Origin of the sequence: Sphingobium sp. (assembly GCF_033795625.1) — a bacterium.
Lineage (GTDB): Bacteria > Pseudomonadota > Alphaproteobacteria > Sphingomonadales > Sphingomonadaceae > Sphingobium.
Map to the genome: position 1 here is coordinate 24,629 of NZ_JARYGI010000029.1, position 19,067 is coordinate 43,695.

20 protein-coding genes are annotated in these 19,067 nt (G+C 64.5%); 9 read left to right on the forward strand and 11 right to left on the reverse strand.

Annotation, left to right across the window (positions count from 1 at the left end; genetic code table 11):
- Nucleotides 1-3 precede the first annotated feature (3 nt).
- Complete coding sequence (locus QHC67_RS13770) at nucleotides 4-399, forward strand: acyl-CoA thioesterase (RefSeq protein ID WP_319295232.1); 396 nt, start codon at nucleotides 4-6, stop codon at nucleotides 397-399.
- On the opposite strand, the gene QHC67_RS13775 is transcribed toward QHC67_RS13770, so the two are convergent.
- The 4 genes from QHC67_RS13775 to hemC all read right to left on the reverse strand — a co-directional run bounded on the left by QHC67_RS13775 (nucleotide 400) and on the right by hemC (nucleotide 3,796).
- Nucleotides 400-1,110, reverse strand: a complete 711-nt coding sequence (locus QHC67_RS13775) for an esterase/lipase family protein (protein WP_319295234.1) — start codon at nucleotides 1,108-1,110, stop codon at nucleotides 400-402.
- Between the two features lie 103 nt (nucleotides 1,111-1,213).
- Nucleotides 1,214-2,122, reverse strand: coding sequence for a hypothetical protein (locus QHC67_RS13780; RefSeq protein WP_319295235.1), 909 nt, complete (start codon nucleotides 2,120-2,122; stop codon nucleotides 1,214-1,216).
- Between the two features lie 40 nt (nucleotides 2,123-2,162).
- Nucleotides 2,163-2,819: a uroporphyrinogen-III synthase gene (locus QHC67_RS13785; protein ID WP_319295236.1), complete on the reverse strand. Its 657-nt coding sequence runs from the start codon at nucleotides 2,817-2,819 to the stop codon at nucleotides 2,163-2,165.
- 20 nt (nucleotides 2,820-2,839) lie between these two features.
- A complete protein-coding gene (gene hemC / locus QHC67_RS13790) occupies nucleotides 2,840-3,796 on the reverse strand; it encodes a hydroxymethylbilane synthase (protein ID WP_319295237.1) in 957 nt (318 codons plus the stop codon).
- Nucleotides 3,797-3,840: 44 nt separating this feature from the next.
- Here hemC and tsaD point away from each other — a divergent pair, with 44 nt between their 5' ends.
- The 3 genes from tsaD to QHC67_RS13805 all read left to right on the forward strand — a co-directional run bounded on the left by tsaD (nucleotide 3,841) and on the right by QHC67_RS13805 (nucleotide 7,482).
- A complete protein-coding gene (tsaD, locus tag QHC67_RS13795) occupies nucleotides 3,841-4,875 on the forward strand; it encodes a tRNA (adenosine(37)-N6)-threonylcarbamoyltransferase complex transferase subunit TsaD (protein ID WP_319295238.1) in 1,035 nt (344 codons plus the stop codon).
- Nucleotides 4,872-5,858: an NAD(P)H-dependent glycerol-3-phosphate dehydrogenase gene (locus QHC67_RS13800; RefSeq protein WP_319295239.1), complete on the forward strand. Its 987-nt coding sequence runs from the start codon at nucleotides 4,872-4,874 to the stop codon at nucleotides 5,856-5,858. Before tsaD ends, QHC67_RS13800 begins: the two co-directional genes overlap by 4 nt.
- A gap of 106 nt (nucleotides 5,859-5,964) precedes the next feature.
- Nucleotides 5,965-7,482, forward strand: coding sequence for a lipopolysaccharide biosynthesis protein (locus QHC67_RS13805; protein ID WP_319295255.1), 1,518 nt, complete (start codon nucleotides 5,965-5,967; stop codon nucleotides 7,480-7,482).
- Between the two features lie 104 nt (nucleotides 7,483-7,586).
- Here QHC67_RS13805 and QHC67_RS13810 read toward each other — a convergent pair whose 3' ends face one another.
- Entirely contained in the window at nucleotides 7,587-8,588 is a 1,002-nt protein-coding gene (locus QHC67_RS13810; protein ID WP_319295240.1) for an adenosine kinase, read from the reverse strand.
- A 102-nt stretch (nucleotides 8,589-8,690) separates the two neighbouring features.
- Between QHC67_RS13810 and QHC67_RS13815 the strand changes: the two genes are divergently transcribed.
- Together QHC67_RS13815 and QHC67_RS13820 are read left to right on the forward strand one after the other, a co-directional pair.
- Nucleotides 8,691-9,368, forward strand: coding sequence for an EI24 domain-containing protein (locus QHC67_RS13815; RefSeq protein WP_319295241.1), 678 nt, complete (start codon nucleotides 8,691-8,693; stop codon nucleotides 9,366-9,368).
- Nucleotides 9,361-9,732, forward strand: a complete 372-nt coding sequence (locus QHC67_RS13820; RefSeq protein ID WP_319295242.1) for a hypothetical protein — start codon at nucleotides 9,361-9,363, stop codon at nucleotides 9,730-9,732. Before QHC67_RS13815 ends, QHC67_RS13820 begins: the two co-directional genes overlap by 8 nt.
- Nucleotides 9,733-9,741: 9 nt before the next feature.
- Here the strand turns inward: QHC67_RS13820 and QHC67_RS13825 are convergent, their stop codons facing one another.
- Nucleotides 9,742-11,100, reverse strand: coding sequence for an alginate export family protein (locus QHC67_RS13825; RefSeq protein ID WP_319295243.1), 1,359 nt, complete (start codon nucleotides 11,098-11,100; stop codon nucleotides 9,742-9,744).
- A 99-nt stretch (nucleotides 11,101-11,199) separates the two neighbouring features.
- Nucleotides 11,200-12,267: a tRNA epoxyqueuosine(34) reductase QueG gene (queG, locus tag QHC67_RS13830; RefSeq protein ID WP_319295244.1), complete on the reverse strand. Its 1,068-nt coding sequence runs from the start codon at nucleotides 12,265-12,267 to the stop codon at nucleotides 11,200-11,202.
- A gap of 23 nt (nucleotides 12,268-12,290) precedes the next feature.
- Here queG and QHC67_RS13835 point away from each other — a divergent pair, with 23 nt between their 5' ends.
- From QHC67_RS13835 to msrB, 3 genes are read left to right on the forward strand one after another with little or no spacing between them, the layout of a single operon-like run.
- A complete protein-coding gene (locus QHC67_RS13835) occupies nucleotides 12,291-13,250 on the forward strand; it encodes an ABC transporter ATP-binding protein (RefSeq protein ID WP_319295245.1) in 960 nt (319 codons plus the stop codon).
- Entirely contained in the window at nucleotides 13,247-14,461 is a 1,215-nt protein-coding gene (locus tag QHC67_RS13840) for an ABC transporter permease (protein ID WP_319295246.1), read from the forward strand. Before QHC67_RS13835 ends, QHC67_RS13840 begins: the two co-directional genes overlap by 4 nt.
- A gap of 27 nt (nucleotides 14,462-14,488) precedes the next feature.
- Entirely contained in the window at nucleotides 14,489-14,995 is a 507-nt protein-coding gene (msrB, locus tag QHC67_RS13845; RefSeq protein WP_413818544.1) for a peptide-methionine (R)-S-oxide reductase MsrB, read from the forward strand.
- Here the strand turns inward: msrB and QHC67_RS13850 are convergent.
- The 4 genes from QHC67_RS13850 to QHC67_RS13865 form a co-directional block, all read right to left on the reverse strand.
- The gene (locus tag QHC67_RS13850) at nucleotides 14,992-16,803 is read right to left on the reverse strand and encodes a hypothetical protein (protein WP_319295247.1); all 1,812 of its coding nucleotides are present in this window, start codon (nucleotides 16,801-16,803) and stop codon (nucleotides 14,992-14,994) included. The two genes, msrB and QHC67_RS13850, sit on opposite strands and share 4 nt — an antisense overlap.
- A complete protein-coding gene (locus QHC67_RS13855) occupies nucleotides 16,803-17,201 on the reverse strand; it encodes a GtrA family protein (protein ID WP_319295248.1) in 399 nt (132 codons plus the stop codon). The genes QHC67_RS13850 and QHC67_RS13855 overlap by 1 nt, the downstream gene beginning before the upstream one ends.
- 3 nt (nucleotides 17,202-17,204) lie before the next feature.
- Nucleotides 17,205-18,728: an NAD(P)/FAD-dependent oxidoreductase gene (locus tag QHC67_RS13860; RefSeq protein ID WP_319295249.1), complete on the reverse strand. Its 1,524-nt coding sequence runs from the start codon at nucleotides 18,726-18,728 to the stop codon at nucleotides 17,205-17,207.
- A gap of 126 nt (nucleotides 18,729-18,854) precedes the next feature.
- A partial coding sequence (locus QHC67_RS13865; RefSeq protein WP_319295250.1) for a hypothetical protein occupies nucleotides 18,855-19,067 on the reverse strand: 213 nt, incomplete at its 5' end.

Here is a 19,067-nt window from a genome sequence, read left to right on the forward strand (position 1 = left end):
GCCATGCCTACGCCCTTCGTCGCGACGATCACCGCTCTGCCCGAGCATATCGACGAAATGGGCCATGTGAACAACGCGGTGTGGGTGCAGTGGCTGCAGGAAGTCGCGACCCGGCACTGGGAGGCAGTTGCCGACCCTGCGCATATCGCCGCCTTTGTCTGGGTCGTGAACCGGCACGAAATCGACTATCGCGGCAATGTACAAGAAGGCGACATCGTGACAGCCAGGACCTGGGTCGGCGAAAGCCCCCGCGGCGCGCGCTTCGACCGTTTCGTGGAATTTACCGGACCCGATGGCAAGGTGAAAGTCAGCGCCAAATCGACTTGGGTGATCGTGGATCGCGCCAGCGGCCGCATCCTGCGCATCCCGCCGGAAGTAGCCGCGCCGTTCCTCGCCTGATCAGTCGACGATCAAGCGGGCCACGGTACGGATCGCCTTCGGGTCCGCGATAAATGCCATATGCGTGCAGTCGAATTCCAGCGCCAGGTCGCGCTCTCCCTCCTGCCCCCGCGCAGAGGCAGGCGCTACGACGCCATCCCTCGCAGACCAGCAGGCGATCGTCGGCACGGCAGGCTTTTCGGACAAGGTGCATTGCACTGGCGGACAATCGACAGGATGACCCGCCACCCGTTCGTAGATGCGCCACGCATTGTTCGCGCGCGGATCACCCGAAAAAGGGCTGCCCATGGTGATGACACGGCTCACGCGTTCGGGCGCACATTTGGCATATTCGCGCGCGATCAGCCCGCCCAGGCTCCAGCCGATCAGCGTCACCGGGCGATCCGAAGCGATTTCGGCAACGCGCCGGTCGATCGCCTCCAGCATATTGGCGCTGACGCCAAGATTGCGGCCAAGTCCCCAGCCATGGACGGCAAAGCCTGCGCCCGCGAGCGAACGTCTCAGCCGCGCCGTCGTGTTGTCGGACGCCATGAAACCCGGCAGGACAAGCACCGGACGGCCTTCGCCCTGAACCGGCAATGGCACGGCACGGCCAAAAGCGGCGGCCCACCGCATGTGCAGAAAAGCGCCCACTTCGCCCGCCAGCAACGCCTTTGAAGGCGCGACGGCGCCACGGGCGAGAGAATCGGAAAGGGCGGCGGCGCGGGACATGCAATCGATATAAGCACGCCGCAGATTTATGAAAGATTTATGACGTCTAGATTGCGTGGCCGTTACGCACTTTGCGGCCTCGCTATGAAGGCCCTGCGATTATCTAGGTGATGCCACGTGCAGGGGGCGTCTCAAGGATCGCCGCTGTTTCGACCAAGTCCAGCGCGCGGCGTGCCTCCCGATAGCGCCGGGCGATCTGCAGCCAGCGTTCCGCACTGGCTTTGCCGGGCAGGCGCTGTACTTCTTCCATGGCAGACGCGACCCTACCTGCCGCCAGCAGGCGTTGGATGCGCGGGATCGCCTTTTCGGGCAGCGGCGAAGGGGTCGAGGACTTGCGGATGATGACGAGATTGCGCGCCTCGCTCTGCAACGCAGTCCACCAGCCCGTCCCCGGCGGACTGGTGCGCAGCGATGGGGCAATGTCGTCGAATGCGCCCTGCAAATCGGTGAGCGTGACAGGTTCGCGCGCGGCGTTGATGATCGTCGCGACTGCACGCGGCTGCGCCTGCCCGAAGCGCAGCCTCAGCTGGCCCTCCAGATAGCCGAGCGGCGCACCGCTATCCAGCGCGCGCCGCGCCGCGAAAGCGACGAGCATCCCCTCCGATCGCGTGGCATTGCCCGATGCGGCCTGCGCCGCGACGGATACGCGCGCCAGCCGATCCTCCAGCTCCGTCATCCGTAGCGCCAGCAGATCCTGCCGCGCCGCGTCGGCCGGTACGGGGGCCGCAGCCGCGCGAGCGGACGGATCGGCGACAGGCAGAACGCTGGCGGCGGGCGCTGCATTGCCACCCCACCACCCATTGAGCCTTGGATATGCCACCACCGTCGCCGCCATTCCGCCGATGAAAGCGAGCGCCACCAGCAAGATCACCCATGGCGCATTGCTCCTCCGCCGCTCGCGAAAGGCGCGGGGGGCAGGCGCAGCCGTGCCGATCGCGGGATCGGGTGCCGAAACTTCGGCGGATGGTTCGACCGTACCGAGCGGCAGCGGGCTTTGGGCGTCTTGGCTCATGCCTTTTCCTTGTCGACCCGATCAATCAGGAGCGGCACCGTCATTCGCATAATCCGGCGGCGAGAGCCAGCATCGCGTCATCGCGCGGCTTTTCGGCTGCACACGCTGTGGCCCAGCCGGAGCCGCAGACCGCCAGAGCGGCGGAACTGATGGCCACGAGATGAAGATGCCCGCGGTGCTCCGGCAGCACCAATTCGGCCAAACGCGCGCCTGCTCGGGGCGAGTGGACGAGGAGGATCATGCCGGGCGGCAGCACGCCTGATAGCCCTTCAGCGTCGCCCTGCTCCAAGGCTGCATAAGCGCAAGCGGAAATGATGTTCAGTCCCTCGGGGTCAAAAGCGCGGACGTCGCGTCCAGCGATATGGAGGACGTTCCTGTAACCGTCCGCCGCAATCCTATGCACCAAGGATTGAACGTCCGTCTCGCCAATCTGCGGGGATGCAAACCCCGCCTCCCGCACCGCCTCTGCCGTTGCCTCGCCGACTGCAAAAGAAGGCAGATGCGTGTACTGGCCAAGCTGTGCTCCCCCCAGCCTGGCGCCATTGGCGCTGGTGAACATGACAGCGTCCACCAGATGCGGCTCCGGCCCCGCCCATGGCAGCGCCACGGCCTCGAACAACGGATAGGCGCGCGCCTCGAAGCCCGCGGCCAGCGCCTTTGCCACTGTTGCCCCGGCACCGGGGTTGGGGCGCAGCACCAGCAGAGGACGCCGCAGTCCTATGCCGATGCCTCCACGGCCCCTTCGAACAAAGCCCGGATCGCAGGTGTCGCCTGTTCAAGCAGGCTGCGGCCCAGCGCCTCCGCCGCTTTCAGGTCGCCGCGCGGCATCAACGCCGTATCCGACACACGTTCGCTGCCATCACTCGTCAGGATTTCCGCGATCAGATAGATGGCGTCGCCTTCCACGCGCGCCAGCGCCCCTATCGGCGAATGGCAACTTCCGCCCAACGCCAGCAGCAGCGCCCGCTCCGCCAGCACGCAATCCATGGTGTCCGCGTCCGAGATTGCCGCGAGCAACGCCTTCATTTCGTCGTTCGCCGCCAGCGTTTCGATGCCCACAGCCCCCTGCGCCGGGGCAGGCATCATAACGTCCACCGGAATGAAAGCGCCGATGTCGGGCTGGCCCAAACGGTCGAGCCCCGCCGCCGCCAGCAGCGACGCATCGACTTCGCGCGCCGTCACCTTTGCCAGCCGGGTCGCGACATTGCCGCGAAAAAGCGTGATCGTGATATCAGGCCGCAGCCGCCGCACCTGCGCCGCCCGCCGCGGTGAACTGGTCCCCAGCACGGCGCCCTCGCGCAATTCCGCCAGGCTCTCCGCACCGATCAGCTTGTCGCGAACATCGGCGCGCGGCAACATCGCCGCAATCGCGATCTGCGCGGGACGGATCGTCTCCACATCCTTCATGGAATGCACCGCGAAGTCGATTTCCGCGTCGATCAGTGCCCGGTCGAGTTCCTTGGTCCACAGCGCCTTGCCGCCTATGTCGGCCAATGCCCGGTCCTGAATGCGGTCGCCGCTCGTCTTGACGGGGACGATCTGCACCGCATCGCTCTCCCACCCATGCGTAGCGCACAATGCGGAGGCCACCATATTGGCCTGCACGAGCGCCAGAGGCGATCCGCGGGTGCCAAGACGCAAGGGAAGTGTGGGCGTGGGAGAAGCTGCAACCATATCGCGCTTCCTTCTATCCAGAGGTCGGACTAGAGGGAAGCCCCATGACGATCATCCTCGGCCTCGAATCCAGTTGCGATGAAACCGCGGCAGCGCTGGTGACGCATGACGGGCGCATACTGGCGCATCGACTGGCCACCCAGGAAGCGGCGCATCGCCCCTTTGGCGGCGTCGTGCCGGAAATCGCCGCCCGTGCCCATGTCGAGGTGCTGACGCCGCTCGTGCAAGCGGCGTTTGCCGATGCCGGGCTGAAGCTTGCCGATGTCGATGCCGTCGCCGCCACGGCAGGGCCGGGGCTGATCGGCGGCGTGATGGTGGGGCTGGTCACGGGCAAGGCGCTGGCCCACGCCGCGGGCAAGCCTCTGGTCGCCGTCAACCATCTGGAGGGCCACGCTTTGTCGCCACGCCTCGCCGACCCGACGTTGAAGTTCCCCTATATGCTGCTCCTCGTTTCGGGCGGGCATTGTCAGTTGCTGCTCGTGAGAGGCGTCGGCGATTATGCGCGGCTTGCGACCACGATCGACGATGCCGCAGGCGAAGCCTTCGACAAGACCGCAAAGCTGCTCGGCCTGGGCTATCCGGGCGGCCCCGCCGTCGAGGAAGCGGCATCGCGCGGCAACCCCAGGGCCGTGCCTCTCCCGCGTCCGCTGGTCGGAACGGCGGAACCGCATTTCTCCTTCGCGGGCCTCAAGAGCGCGGTCATGCGCGCCGCGCAGTCCGGCAATCACAGCGTCGAGGATATCGCCGCCAGTTTCCAGCAAGCCGTCATCGACTGCCTGCTGGATCGCAGCCGTCGGCAACTGGAAGCGCATCGAGAAGTCACCGCGTTCGTCGTCGCAGGCGGCGTTGCGGCCAATCAGGCGATCCGCGCCGCTCTCGAAGCACTTGCGACGTCGCAGGACCTGCGGTTCGTCGCACCACCGATGTGGCTCTGCACGGATAATGCCGCCATGATCGCCTGGGCGGGGGCGGAGCGGTTCGCGCTCGGCCTGACCGATGGCCTCGATTTCGCCGCCCGGCCTCGCTGGCCGCTCGATCCCGACGCACAGGCCGCGCGCGGCGCAGGAGTCAAAGCATGAAGATCGGCGTCATTGGCGCAGGCGCGTGGGGCACTGCCCTGGCCCAGGTGGCTGCGTCTGGCGGCGAACCGGTCAAGCTGTGGGCGCTCGAACCCGAAGTTGTCCGCGACGTCAACGAACGCCACCAGAATACGCTTTATTTGCCGAACGTCCGCTTGAACGCCCGAGTGCAGGCGACCGGCGACATCTCCGACCTCGCCGACTGCGAAGCCTTGCTGGTCGTTACACCGGCACAGCACCTGCGCGCCGTGCTGAGGCAGGCCAATGTCGGCACGAAAGCACTGGTGCTCTGTTGCAAGGGGATCGAGGCGGGCACCGGCCTGCTGATGTCGGAAGCGGCGCACGCCACATGCCCGGAGGCATCGATCGCCGTGCTTTCGGGGCCGACCTTCGCGCATGAAGTGGGCAACGGCCTGCCAACCGCCGTGACGCTCGCCTGCGAAGACAATGCTCTTGGCGAACGGATAGCGGCGCGGATGAAGCGCCCATCCTTCCGCCCCTATTTCTCGGACGACGTGATCGGCGCGGAAATCGGCGGTGCGGTCAAGAACGTGCTCGCCATCGGCTGCGGCGTCGCGGAGGGAGCGGGCCTGGGTCTCAATGCGCGGGCCGCTCTCATAAGTCGCGGCTTTGCCGAAATGACGCGCTTCGGCCTTGCCCGCGGCGCACGGGCCGAAACGCTGGCGGGCCTCTCCGGTCTCGGCGATCTCGTCCTCACCTGTTCGTCCACCGACTCCCGCAACTTCTCGCTCGGCAAGGCGCTGGGCGAAGGCAGGCCCGCCTCCGAATTGCTGGCCAACCGCCGGACCGTCGCGGAAGGCGCTTTCACAGCCCCTGTCCTCCGCGAGGTCGCCCGCGCGGCTGGGGTCGACATGCCCATAGTCGAGGCGGTTTGCGCCCTGCTGGAGGGCAGCCAGCCAGTCGCGCGTGTCGTGGAAGCGTTGCTCGCACGCCCCATCCGCTCAGAATCGTCGGGGCGATAGCACTTTGGACCGGATTTTCCTTTCACGACCTCGCAATTCCAATACAGTCCCCCGCTGAGCGAGAGAGGGGCACTGATTTTTGGCCGGTAAGGCAACTTCCGACGCGATGAACGGCGGGCGGCCACTCGCCGACACCGACCATGGGCGCAGCGATGACGAGGATATCGCCGCTCTTGCCAAGGGTGGCCGGACCAACATCATCGGCTTCCTGCTGCGCCTCGCCGCGCGCCTGCCGTTCCTGTTCATAGCCGGTCGCCTGTACGGTGCGGACGTGCTCGGGCGCTTTGCCTATGCCATTCTGGTGGTGGAGTTCGCGGCGCAACTTGCCACGCTCGGCCTGAAGCGCGGTCTCGCGGGAGAACTCAGCCAAACCGAGCGGCCGCACGCGCAGATCGTTGCCGAAGCGATGCTCGTGGCGCTGCTTGCCTCCATGGCTGCGGCTGGCCTGCTGATCCTGTTTCCCCAGGCCATGTTCCCCAACAGCGGCATCAATGGCCTCGACAGGCTGCTGCCGCTCATCATCATCGCCATTGCCTGCTCCGATGTAGCGCTTGCCGCCTGCGCCTATCGCTTCGACATCGCCGCCACGGTGCGGGCCCGCTCGATCATCGAGCCATGGGCGATCAGTTTCGGCGCGCTCGGCTTCTACTTCTATTCCGTCCGCGACGGGCTCATCCTCTCTTATGTCGTCTCGATGGTGCTGGCGCTGATTGCGTCGCTGATACCGATGATCCGCCATTACGGCTTCCCGCGGGGCTGGACACCCCAGTGGCGCAGCATAGCGAAGCTTACGCGGCACAATCTTCCGCTCGCGGCCGCAGATGCCGTGGAGTGGGGCTCACGCCGTCTCGACCTCGCCATTCTCGGCCTCTTTGCGACGCCCTATGTCGTGGGGATCTATTATGTCGCACAGCAGGTCGCTTCGCTGCCGCAGAAGCTCAAGACCAGCTTCGATCCGATCCTGGGGCCGGTCATCACGCGCAATCTTGCCGAAAACAACCTGCACGGCATCGCGCGGCAAGTCAGTCAGGTCGGCTTCTGGATCATCGCCGCGCAAGCCGGAATCGCGCTTGCTCTCGGGATTCCCGGCGAGGCAGTGATGGGCCTCGTCGGACCCACCTTCGTCGGTGGCACGGGTGCGCTCGCTTTTCTGCTGGTTGCCGAAGTCGTCGCCGCGACGGCCGTGGTCAGTGAATCGGCGCTCGTCTACATGGCTCGCCATCGCAATCTCGCGATCTCGCTGGTGATGATCGCGGTACAGGCGGGCCTCAGCTTCGCATTGATCATCGCCGCCCGCCGCAATGGCCTCAGCCCGCTGGTGATAGCCGCCGCGCCTGCCCTCGCTCTCACCATCGCACTGGCGCTGAGTTCGCTGGTCAAGGCGAAGCTGCTGGCGCGGCTGCTCGACGCGCCGGTGAATGCCTGGCGCTGGGCCCTGCTGTGGGCCGCAGCCGCGGCGACGCTGGCGGGCAGCGCCTTCGTCGCCCTGCCCCGGCATCTCGAATGGGTCGAGCTGGTGTTCGGCGTGCCCGTGGTGATGGGCGTCTATGCGCTGGTCATCTGGCGGAAGGGCTTCGGCCCTGAGGACCGCGCCCTGTTCCGCAAGACGCCCGCCGCCGCCTAGAACATTTTCGAAGCAGATGGCATCATCTGCTGGCTCGGAAAATGCGGAAAACAAAAGACAATCAGAGCGTAACCCGATCCTGTATGATCGGATTACGCTCTAGTTCAGCCCAGTTTCTTCACGCGAAGCAGCTTGAGGTCCTCTTCCGGACGCGCGCCATAGTGCGAAATCACTTCCGCGGCGGCGATCGCGCCCAGCTTCAGGCTATCCTCCACGGACAGTCCATCGACATAGCCCGTCAGGAAACCGGCAGCGAACAGGTCGCCCGCGCCCGTCGTGTCCACGATCCGCTCGACGACTGCAGCAGGGGTTTCGGAACGCACTCCATCGACGATCGCGATCGCGCCGTTCTCGCCACAGGTGCACACCAGCACCGGCACCTTGGGCGCGATAGCCGCAACAGCCGCTTCGAAGTCATCCAGTTCGGTGAGCGCCCGGATCTCGTCATCGTTGGAGAACAGGATGTCGATCAGCCCTTCTTCGATCATCGCGAGGAAGTCGGCGCGATGCCGGGCGATCACGAAATCGGCGGACAAGGTGAAGGCGACCTTCCGTCCCGCTTCCTTCGCGTAGGCGATGGCGGTGCGCATCGCTGCGCGAGGTTCTTCCGGGTCCCAGAGATAGCCTTCGAGATACAGGATCTGCGCCGCCTGGATCATATCCTTGTCCAGCGCCTGCGCGGGCAGGAACTGCGACGCCCCAAGGAACGTGTTCATCGTCCGCTGCGCATCGGGCGTCACCATGATCAGGCAGCGCGCCGTCGGCGGCTCTGCCGTGCGCACCGGCGTGTCGAAGTCGATGCCTAACGCCCGGATGTCATGGGCGAACACCTGCCCCAGCTGATCGTCGCGCACTTGGCCGATGAATGCGCAGGACTTCCCGAACGCCGCCAGCCCGGCCAGCGTATTCGCCGCCGACCCGCCGCTGATCTCCACCGCCGCGCCCATTTCGCTGTAGAGCAACTCGGCCATCTCCGCATCGACCAGCTGCATGCCGCCCTTGGTCAGCGCGTGCGTGGCGAGGAACGCGTCGTCGGCACGGGCAATCACGTCGACGATGGCGTTGCCGATGGCGATCACATCATATTTTGCGGGGCTCTGGGTCACACACGGTCCTGATCTTGAAGGGAGATGTCGAGACGCGTCCTAGATAAACGCCGGCCCAAGCGCAACGTTGACGCTCCCCGTCGGGCCGCCGATAGTCGCCAGATGATCCTGTCCGCCGCCCTGCGCGCCTTTCCCCAGATTTTCCGCCCGGCAGCCCGCGCCGTGCTTATCAAGTCGCTGGCGCTGACGCTGTTGATCTTTGCGGGACTCGGCGTCGGGCTCTGGTTCGGGTTGCGGGCGGTCTTCGACTGGATGGGCTGGACAGGCACGACCGGCGGTCTGGCGGAAGCCGCCGCCGCGACGATCCTGACCATCGGCGCAGCATGGCTCCTGTTCCGCGCCGTGGCCATTGCGGTGCTCGGCCTGTTCGGCGATGCCATAGTCGAGGCTGTGGAGCGGGAGAGCTACCCGGACGCGGCCATGCGGGCGAAACCCGTGTCGCTCGTCCGCGGCCTGCGCCTGGCATTGCGGTCGGTGCTGCGGACGATCGGATGGAATCTCGTGGCCCTGCCCTTCTACATCGCCCTGCTGGTGACGGGCGTCGGCACGCTCGTGCTGCTGCTGGCCGTGAACGGCTATCTGCTCGGGCGCGATCTTTCCGAAATGGTGCAGCCGCGGCATCCCGACCTACCTGCGATCCCATCCTCTACCCGGATGGCCATGGGCCTCGCCTCGGCGCTTATGTTCCTGATACCCGTCGCGAACCTTCTTGCGCCGATCTGGAGCGCGGCTATGGCCGTCCACGTCCTGCACGGCCGCAAGGGGAAGAGCGATGGCTGAACGCATTTATCTGGCGAGTGCCCTGGCACTGGCGCTGTCCGCCTGCACCACCGTCCCAACCAGCGGGCCGCTGACCGCGCCTCCTCCAAGCGCCGGACCGATGGCCAGCGCCTACGGCAAGCCCCATTCGGTCATCGGCGCCGACGCAAAGAGGCTCACCCAGATGTTCGGCCAGCCTCGCCTGGACATCCGCGACCGCAGCGTACGGAAGCTGCAATTCACCAACGGACGCTGTATTCTGGACGCCTATCTGTACAGCACCGAAAAGACCAAGGAGCCAGTCGTCACCTATGCCGACAGCCGCCTGCCCAATGGCAACGATATCGACCCGACCGCATGTGCGACGATGCTGAGTGCGAAGTAGACGGTAAGATCAGAAACTCACCGAGAGATTGACCGAACCATAGCGCGTCGTCCGCCCGGCCGGCGCATTGGGCGCGTCGCGCAGGAACCGCCCTTTCATCAGCAGCACCGCATCCGCCTCGAACCGCAGCCGGTCGGGGATGAGCCAGTAGCGCAGGCGCGCATCGAATTGCTGCCCGGCGAAGCTGCCCGACTGCCCCGACGCATCGCGGACCCCGGTGGAGGAAAAGGCATCCCGCCGGTCGGCCAGCCACAATCCGCGATACGTCACGAACGCATCCAGCCGCTTGCTCGGCGTTACCTCAAGCCGGACACCCGGCGTGACGACATTGGTCCGGGCAATGGCATTATACAGCCCGGCAGGCGCCAGGTCGGCACGCCGCATACCGAACAGCGTATCGAAGCGGCCAAAGCTGCGCCCCCGCCCGTCCCCGCTCGCGCGGTCGAACTCGACTGACAGGCGCGGCTTCCAGCCTCCGCCGAAGCTGTAACCGGCGTCCGCATGGAAGAAGGTCGCGCTCACCGGCAGGCGCGCGGCATTGGCCAGCAGCGAACTGCTCACATCGCCCCACTGGTAGATGGCCTCCACTTCATAATCGAACTGGCCGGGCTTCGGCTCTGCGATGATCCTGCCGCTGATTGTGTCCAGTGAGCGGTCGCGAGTGGGCCTGCCCGGAGCATCCCGCTCACCAAGATGGAAGAACCCGACTTCCGCCATGACCGGAGAGGCAGCGCCCTTTGCCGCCCAGCTCTTGCTGACATAGCCGCCCCACAGCACAAGATCGAAGCTTTCACGGTCCAGTTCCACCTCCGCATCGCGAAGCGACGCCGGATCGTCCGGCAAGCGGACCTGGGGCAGAGTATAGACAAAGGTGCCTTTCATGCCGCCCGGCACGGCCACATCGGCCCGCAGCCCCGTATAGCCATTGGTTGTATTACGATAGTCGTCCGCAGCCACCAGCCGCCGCGATCCGAGGTTCAGCATGAATCGCCCCGCCTGCAGCGAAGCCTTGCTGCCTTTGCCGAAGATCGCGCCGAGGTCGGCGGCAACGAACGCCTGCACTGGCTCCAGCGCGTTGACTTCGCCGGTTGTGACGGGCGTACCCGGATCGTCTCCCCATACCCGGCTGTCGAAGACTTCCACGACGAAGCGGAACGGCTTGGCATTATATTCCGCCATCACCTGCGTACGCAGGTTCACAAGATCGTCTTTGCGGTCAAAACCCGTCCGCGCCTGCCCCGATATGGCCTCGTAGCGCAGCCTCATGCTACCCGAGACCTTGAGGCCCTCTGCCTCCTGCGCTGCGGCGGGGCAGGCAATCGCAGCGACAGCGGTCAGGGCACAGAAACAGGAAAGTCTTACAGGCATGCGGCGTCCTTCTCAAAACTGGACGCGATTCTTGGGCAAATGCCTGAAGGGGGGATCGCGGCCCCCATGAGAGCCTAAAGCCAAAGCAGCCGGAAAAAGTCAACTGCCTCCATGAAGGATTGCGGGCTTCAGACGTTCCATCGCCCACGTAGCAGCCTCCGCCACCACCGGATCGTCGTCCTCTCGCAGTCCGGTGAGCAATGGAAGCAGTGTTGCGTCACCGCTGTTACCCGCAGCGATGGCGGCGTTACGCACCATCCGGTTCCGCCCGATCCGCTTGATCGGAGACCCGGAGAACACCTCGCGGAACCCCGCATCGTCCAGCGCCAGCAACTCCCGCAATTCCGGCGCTGCCAGTTCGGCACGGCCGACGAATGCGCGGTGCGTCGAGGCTGTCTGCGCGAACTTGTTCCACGGGCACACTGCCAGACAGTCGTCGCAGCCGTATATGCGATTGCCCATAGGGGCCCGGAACTCCTCGGGAATAGGGCCTTTATGCTCGATGGTGAGATAGGAAATGCAGCGCCGCGCATCGACGCGATAGGGTGCGGGAAAGGCATCGGTCGGGCAGGCCGCCTGGCAGGCGGTACAGGACCCGCAATGATCCTTCCCCGGCGCATCGGGCGTCAACTCCAGCGTGGTGTAGATCGCGCCCAGGAACAGCCAGCTGCCATGCGCCTGACTTACGAGATTGCTGTGCTTCCCCTGCCAGCCCAGCCCCGCTGCCTCCGCCAGCGGCTTTTCCATTACCGGCGCTGTGTCGACGAACACCTTCAACTGGCAGTCTGCCGCTTCCACCAGCCAGCGCGCCAGCGCCTTCAGCGCCTTCTTGACGACATCGTGATAATCCTGCCCCTGCGCATAGACGGAAATCCGCCCCCGGTCGCCCACCCCCTCCAGCGCCAGCGGATCGCGCGCCGGGGCATAGCTCATCCCCAGCATGATGACGGATCGTACCTCCGGCCACAGACCCTGCGGCGATCCGCGCTGCGCCGCGCGCTCCTCCATCCAGAGCATGTCGCCATGCTGCCCGTCCGCGATCCATGCGCGCAGCCGTTCGGCCGCCAGCGGCGCGGCATCGGCGCGCGCGATCGCACAGGCGGCGAAGCCCAGATCGGCGGCGGCGTCCTTGAGCCGCTCTTCGAGAGGAATAAGTTGTGTTGTCATGGAGCGCGGCTATCGTCGGTTGGATGAACGGCCCTTCCGATCCTGCCCCCTATGCCGTCGAGGGGCATGGACTTGTCAAGCGTTTCGGCGATTTTCGCGCCGTCGACGGCATCGACATCGCGGTCCCGGCGGGCAGCATCTATGGCGTGCTGGGTCCTAATGGCGCGGGCAAGACGACGCTGCTGCGGATGCTGCTCGGCATCATCGATCCCGATGAAGGGCATCGCAGCCTGCTCGGCGCCAGCGAGCCGCTGAAGCAGGCGCGGGCGATCGGCTATCTGCCCGAAGAGCGCGGTCTCTATCCTGCGATGAAGGCGCTGGAAGCCATCGCGTTCATGGGCGCGTTGCGCGGTCTGCCTTTGAAGGAAGGGCGACGGCGCGGACGGGATTTGATGGAAGGCCACGGCCTCGGCGATGCCATCGCCAAGCCAGTGCGCGCGCTTTCCAAAGGCATGGCGCAGACCGTGCAGCTGCTCGGCACCATCGTCCATGGCCCGCGCCTGATCGTGCTGGACGAGCCATTTTCCGGCCTCGATGCGATCAATCAGGGCAAGCTGGAGGCGCTGATCCGGCGGCAGGCGGCACAGGGCGTCACGATCCTCTTCTCCACGCACGTCATCGCCCATGCCGAGCGCCTGTGCGAACGCATCGCCATCGTTGCGGGCGGCCGCATCCGCTTCGAGGGGTCGGTCAGCGCCGCGCGCGACCGCCTCCGCCCGCAGGTTCGGCTCGAAACCCGGCGCAGCGACGGCCCATGGCGCGCCGCCTTGCCTTCCGATGCTCTGGTACACGACAATATCTGGACGTTTCCTCTGCCAGATAGCGGCGTCGAACCCTTGTTGAAGGCTTTGGTGGATGGCGAAGCAGGTATAGAAAGCCTGTCCATCGAACGCCCCGGCCTGCATGACGCGTTCGTCGTCATTGCGGGACCCGATGCCATGCGCGACATGGGCGCACTTGAGCCTGCGGAGGAAGCGGCATGAGGGAGATCCTGCGCGCCGCCTTCGTGATTGCCCGCCGCGACTTCACGGCGATCATCTTCTCGAAATCCTTCATTCTTTTCCTTATTGGCCCCTTGCTTCCCGTGGTGTTCGGCGTGGTCGCAGGGAGCCTTGGCGATCGCATGGCCAATGACAGCATGCGGCCGGTAGTGGGCGTCGCTTTGTCCCCCGGCGAGGGCAAGGCACTGGCCGCCGCGCGCGAACGGCTCGTCCAGCACAAGGGCGAACGCGGCGTGACGGCTTTGAAAAGCTATGCCGAGGCCAGCAATCCGCAAGCGCTGTTGGCGCGAAAGGGACAGGGGATCATTGCCGTCCTTTCCGGATCGCTGGAGCGCCCGGTCCTGACCGGCAAAGGCGGCGATGTCGATCAACTTGAGGGCGACGTTTCGCTGCTCGTCAGCATCGCCCGCGCCGGAACCGCCCTGCCCGACACGCAGATCAGAACGCAGATCGTTGCGGAAAGCAGCGGATCGGAACAGCAGTCCCGTCTGCTCACCGGGCGCGCTGCGCAGGTGGTGCTGTTCATGCTCACGATGCTGCTGGCGGGGATGGTGCTTTCCAACATGGTTGAGGAAAAGACTAACAAGATCATAGAGGTATTGGCAGCCGCCGTACCTGTCGACGCCATCTTCCTCGGCAAGTTGATGGCGATGCTGGCGATGTCCTTCGTCGGCATCGCGGTTTGGTCCACGACGGCCCTGGTCGGCTATCAAATGCTGTCCGATAGTCCACTTCCTATTCCGGAACCCGCCGTCGGCTGGCCGCTGTTCGTGATGCTGGGCGTGCTCTATTTCGCCACCGCCTACACGCTGCTCGGCTCGCTGTTCATCGGCATCGGCGCGCAGGCGTCTACCGTGCGGGAGGTGCAGACCATCTCCATGCCGATCACGATGAGCCAGGTGATGATCTTCTTCTTCGCCAGCTACAGCGTCGATCGCATGGGCCAGACGCCCGAACTTGTCGCCGCGGCTTTCCCGTTCAGCTCGCCCTTCGCCATGATCGCCCGCGCCGCGCAATCGGACGCCTTGATGCCGCACGTGATGGCGGTGGCGTGGCAGTTGCTGTGGGTCGCGATCATCATCCGCATCGGTGTCCGCCTGTTCCGGCGCAACGTCCTCAAATCCGGCCCCGGCGAAAAGCGCCCGGGACTTTTTTCACGCGCTTTGGTATCCTTGCGCCAAATCCGAACGTAGCTGCTGCAAGACCATCAGGAGCAAGCGATGCACATTTCCTCAACTCTTACGCGCCGCGCTTTGCTGGGCACGGCCGGCGTAGCCGTCGTCGCCATTGCCGCGACGATGATTCCGGGTGGCGAGGATCGTGCAGGCGCTGCGAAATATCCGCTGACGCTGACCCCAGCCCAATGGAAAGCGAAGCTGACGCCGCAGCAATATGCGATCCTGCGCGAAGCCTCGACCGAGCGGCCCTTTACGAGCCCGCTGAACAAGGAGCACCGCACCGGGACCTTCCTGTGCGCCGGATGCGATCGGAAGCTGTTCTCGTCGAAGACGAAGTTCGACAGCGGCACCGGCTGGCCCAGCTTCTGGAAACCGCTGCCCCGCGCCATCGGGACGGATAAAGACACCATGCTTGGCTACAGCCGTACCGAAGTCCACTGCGCGCAATGCGGCGGGCATCTGGGCCACGTCTTCGATGACGGCCCGCCGCCCACCGGCCTGCGCTACTGCATGAACGGCGCGGCGATGAAGTTCGTTGCAGGCGCCTAGCGCATCCCGGCGTAGCTGACGCGATACACGCGGATCGCCTCACCCGGCCGCATCGGGACAGGCGTCAACCAGGACGGCAGCGGCCCATTTTCGAGGCGATGCGCAAATCCTCGGGGGCGCAATTCCGTGTACGTCTCGACTTCGTTCCGATGCGGGCAGAAGGCGACATAGGATATGCCATGCCGCTTCATCAGCGTCCGAGCCTGCTCTGCCGATCCCATGAACGACAGGATCACGTCGCGCATTCCCGCGCTGTTGCGATGATGCGCGGTGCCGATCACGCTGTGCAGCGTGAAGGCCAGTATTGCCGGGCCTATATCGAGCGGAGCCATGACTGTGCCCTTCGGCAAAGCCGCAAAGCCTGAGAGCTTTTCCTTGGCGGCGCAGAGTTGTTCTGACGCGGCTGTGGACGAACTGGTTTTCGGGCTCAGTGAACTATCCGTCTCAGCCGGCAAAAGGGCCGCAGCTATCGCGCTGATGCCTATAGGGGTAAGTCCGCAAAGACATGCGGTCGCGAAGATCCGGGCGGGTGCGGTCGCCAGTCCCTGAGCCTTGGGCAACAGGATCAGGATGATTATCGCCACACCGGGCAGCGCCATCAGATAAGATGTCGAAACCGCCCGCATGACGAGGAGCGACACGGCATAGGCCCCGCCGGAAAGAAGCAGCATCTGAAACCATCGGAACCTATGCTCCGGGTCGCGCGCGGCCTTCAGCGCCATCAGCATACCTAGGGCGCCGACGAGCGGCGGCACGATGATGATCGCGGCCATGAGCGGGCTTTGCTCCCACACGGGACGGCCCTCGCTCACATTGAGATACCAGTATTTATAGACTATCGGATCGAGCGTCCCGAACGGCCCGGCGCGACATTTGCCCCCTATGAGGATATATAGTGCGGCACCGACGGCACCCGCCACGAAAGGTATGATCGCGCGTCGCGTCCAGTTGTTGGTGCCCAGGAATCGGTGCGCGACGGGCAGAGAGAGTGCGACCGCCAGCATCGGGAACAGGTACACGGGCGAAATTGCATCGCAATAAGGCAAGGCTGCTTCAGGCCAACCACGCGTGACCAACAGTAATGCCGCAGACCCCGTCGCAAGCGCCCCGGCATATAGGCTGAGCTTGGCCCAGACCTGCTTGTCCCGGATGAACGCGACTGCGATCACGCCGCCGAATAGCGCCGCATAAGGCAAGCCTTCGCTCGACACGTGCATCCAGAATGCGACGGCGAGCCCCGCTACGATCCCGCCCCGGCGCATGTCCGAGTCGTAAAGGCCCCAGAGGGCAATGGCCGCCATCAGTATCTGCCAGCCATGATGGTCAATTCGCATCGGCTGGAACTGGATCAGGATCGGAATGGACAGGCTGATCAGTATCGTGGCCGTGATAGCCGTAAGGGTCCCGCCGAGACGCCGCACCGCCAGGGCGAACATGATGCACAGCGCCCATGTGAGCAACATCGGCACGGCGGTGAGAGTGATACGGTCCGCAGTCGCCACACCGAACAGCGGACGAAGCAGCAGCATGAGCGCGGCAATCGGAAGATCGACCAGCCGCGACCAGTGCATCGGCCCGCCGACCGGAGGATTGATCCGGTGCTGCGACACGTCGAACCAGCTCTGTCCGCCCAGGAAATCCCGCACTTCGACATAGCGCAGCGCGTCATCGGGATCATGGAAGCCGAACGACGTAATCGCGTGCCAGCTGATGCACAGCATCGCAAGGCACAGCAGAAATGCGAAGGCAGCGACCGAGGGAAGCAGCGGCCAGCGATCAGGCTGCGCCAGTCGCGATGATCCCGTCATCACGCGAATACGATTGTCTTGCGCAACAGGTAAGTGACATGGAAGCTGACGACGATCGCCGCAATCTTGGCGAGGCGGGGATCGATACCGACGCTATCCCCAAGACCGACGATTCCGGCCGTTAGCCCTAAGCCGATAAAAGCCGACCCCAGGAACAATAACCGCTGCCTGTGGCGTGCCGTCGCATATCCGTGCGTCATGAAAACAGCGCGGCTGGAGAGCATCCAATGGACGACGATGCCGCACAGATAGCCGATGGCCGATGCCGCCGCAGCGGCCATGCCCCCGGCGAGCAATATCATGAATATGGCTACGTCCGCGCCAAGCGCCGCACCGCTCGCGACCAGATAGCGCGTATAGGTCAACTGCACGAACGCAGCGAGCCAGCGCCCCAGCATGGCTCAGGCCGCCTTGCTGCTGGCGAGGCGGGCGGGCACGAATCGCTCGCTGGCAAGGGCCGCGCACTCACCTTCATCGCCCGCTTCGTGATATTCGGCGTCTTCGTTGACCGCCCATATGTCGTAGACCCGCGCGCCTGCCTCGATATTGCGGACCGTCAGCATCGCAGTCATCATCGCATGATCCTGATTGTTATAGCGGTGCATGCCATTACGGCCGACCAGGTGCAGCGTCGGATATCTTGCCTCAAGCTCCGTCCGCATCGCCAGCACGTTGGCGGCATAGGCATCGTCATAGACCGGATAGGCCTTTTCCTGACGGACGACCGCACCACCGACGACATCCTCCGCCTTGCACAAGCCAAGAATCGCCATCTCCGTCTTGGCGAGTTCGACAAGTTCGGCATCGGTCGATGACCAGAGACCGTCGCCTTCGAAGCAGAAATATTCGAGGCCGACGCAGGCAATGCCTTCATCCGGCACCATTTCGGGCGACCAGCTACGGAAGTTCTGGACTCGGCCGACCTTTACCTTGCTGTCGTGGATGTAGATCCAGTTGTCGGGGAACAGATCCTCCGACCTGATCATCAGCGCGACGGTCAGGAAGTCGCGATATTTGAGATCCACCGCTTCGCCGATTGTTGCCGGAATGGGATGGATGCGGCTTGCCAGTTCCCGCATCGGCGCCGAACTGATGACGTGCGCGGCGTTGATCGTGACGATATCGCCAGCCTCGGTCGTTGTCGCCACGCGCCAGAGGCCCGTTACCTGATCCTGCGTGATCTGCTTGAGTGCGTGGCCCATCAGCACCTGATTGCCGCCCTTGACGATCCGGTCGCGTGCGGCTTCCCACATCATGCCGGGGCCAAGCCGCGGATAGCGGAAGGTCTCCAGCAGCGTCTTGGTCGCCATGCCGTCATTCGGGCGCTTGTTGAGGCCAAGGCTGCGCTTCAACCCGTCGAGCACCGCAGCGCCGAGGCTCAATCCCTTGATGCGTTGCGCTGCCCAGTCCGCGGACATTTCGTTGCACGGCATGCCCCACACCTTTTCGGTATAGGTCTTGAAGAAAATGGAGAAAAGCTTGTGGCCGAACTGATTGACGGTCCAGTCCTGGAAGGAGCGGACATCGCGGTTGGGGAACATCTGCGCCTTGGCGAAACTTGCCATGCACAAAGCCGAGCGGAGCAGCCCCAGGTTCCATAGCGCTTCGAAGGCTCGCAGTGGATAGCTGTAGAATTTGCCTTCATAATAGATGCGGCTCATGCGCGGCCGCTGAATGAAATCGTCCGGCAGAATCTCGTTCCAGAGGTCCACGACTTCCTTCGACTTGGAGAAGAAGCGGTGGCCGCCAATGTCGAAGCGGAAACCTTCATGTTCCACGGTACGGCTGATGCCGCCCACATAATGCGGATCTTTTTCGATGACGGTGACGCTATAGCCCTTCTTGGTGAGAAGGTAGGCTGCCGTCAGGCCTGCGGGTCCGGCCCCGATGATGGCTACATCGACACTCTTGTCCGTACGCAGCATATGAGTTCGTCCCCCGGCAGTGGTTCCTGCCCGGAGTGAACGAAATCCTCTAAGAATTGGTTAACAAGATATTTCCGATTGGCACCGTCGCCCATCAGCGGCGACGGTGCCAATCGACGCAAGGGGTCAGCTGGCGCGCACCGCGGCAGCCAAAGCATCGAGGTCGGTCCGTGCGTCGGCCATCGCCGGTTCATAGCAACGCAGATAGCTGCGCTTCTCGTAAAGCTTGCGTGCGCTGTCCTTGTCGCACACGCGCTCAGCGGGGCTCTGTTGCAAAAATCGTGAAGCTTGAGCATGCTTGGCGGAGATTGGACGGACGGAACGATGACGGATTTCAAG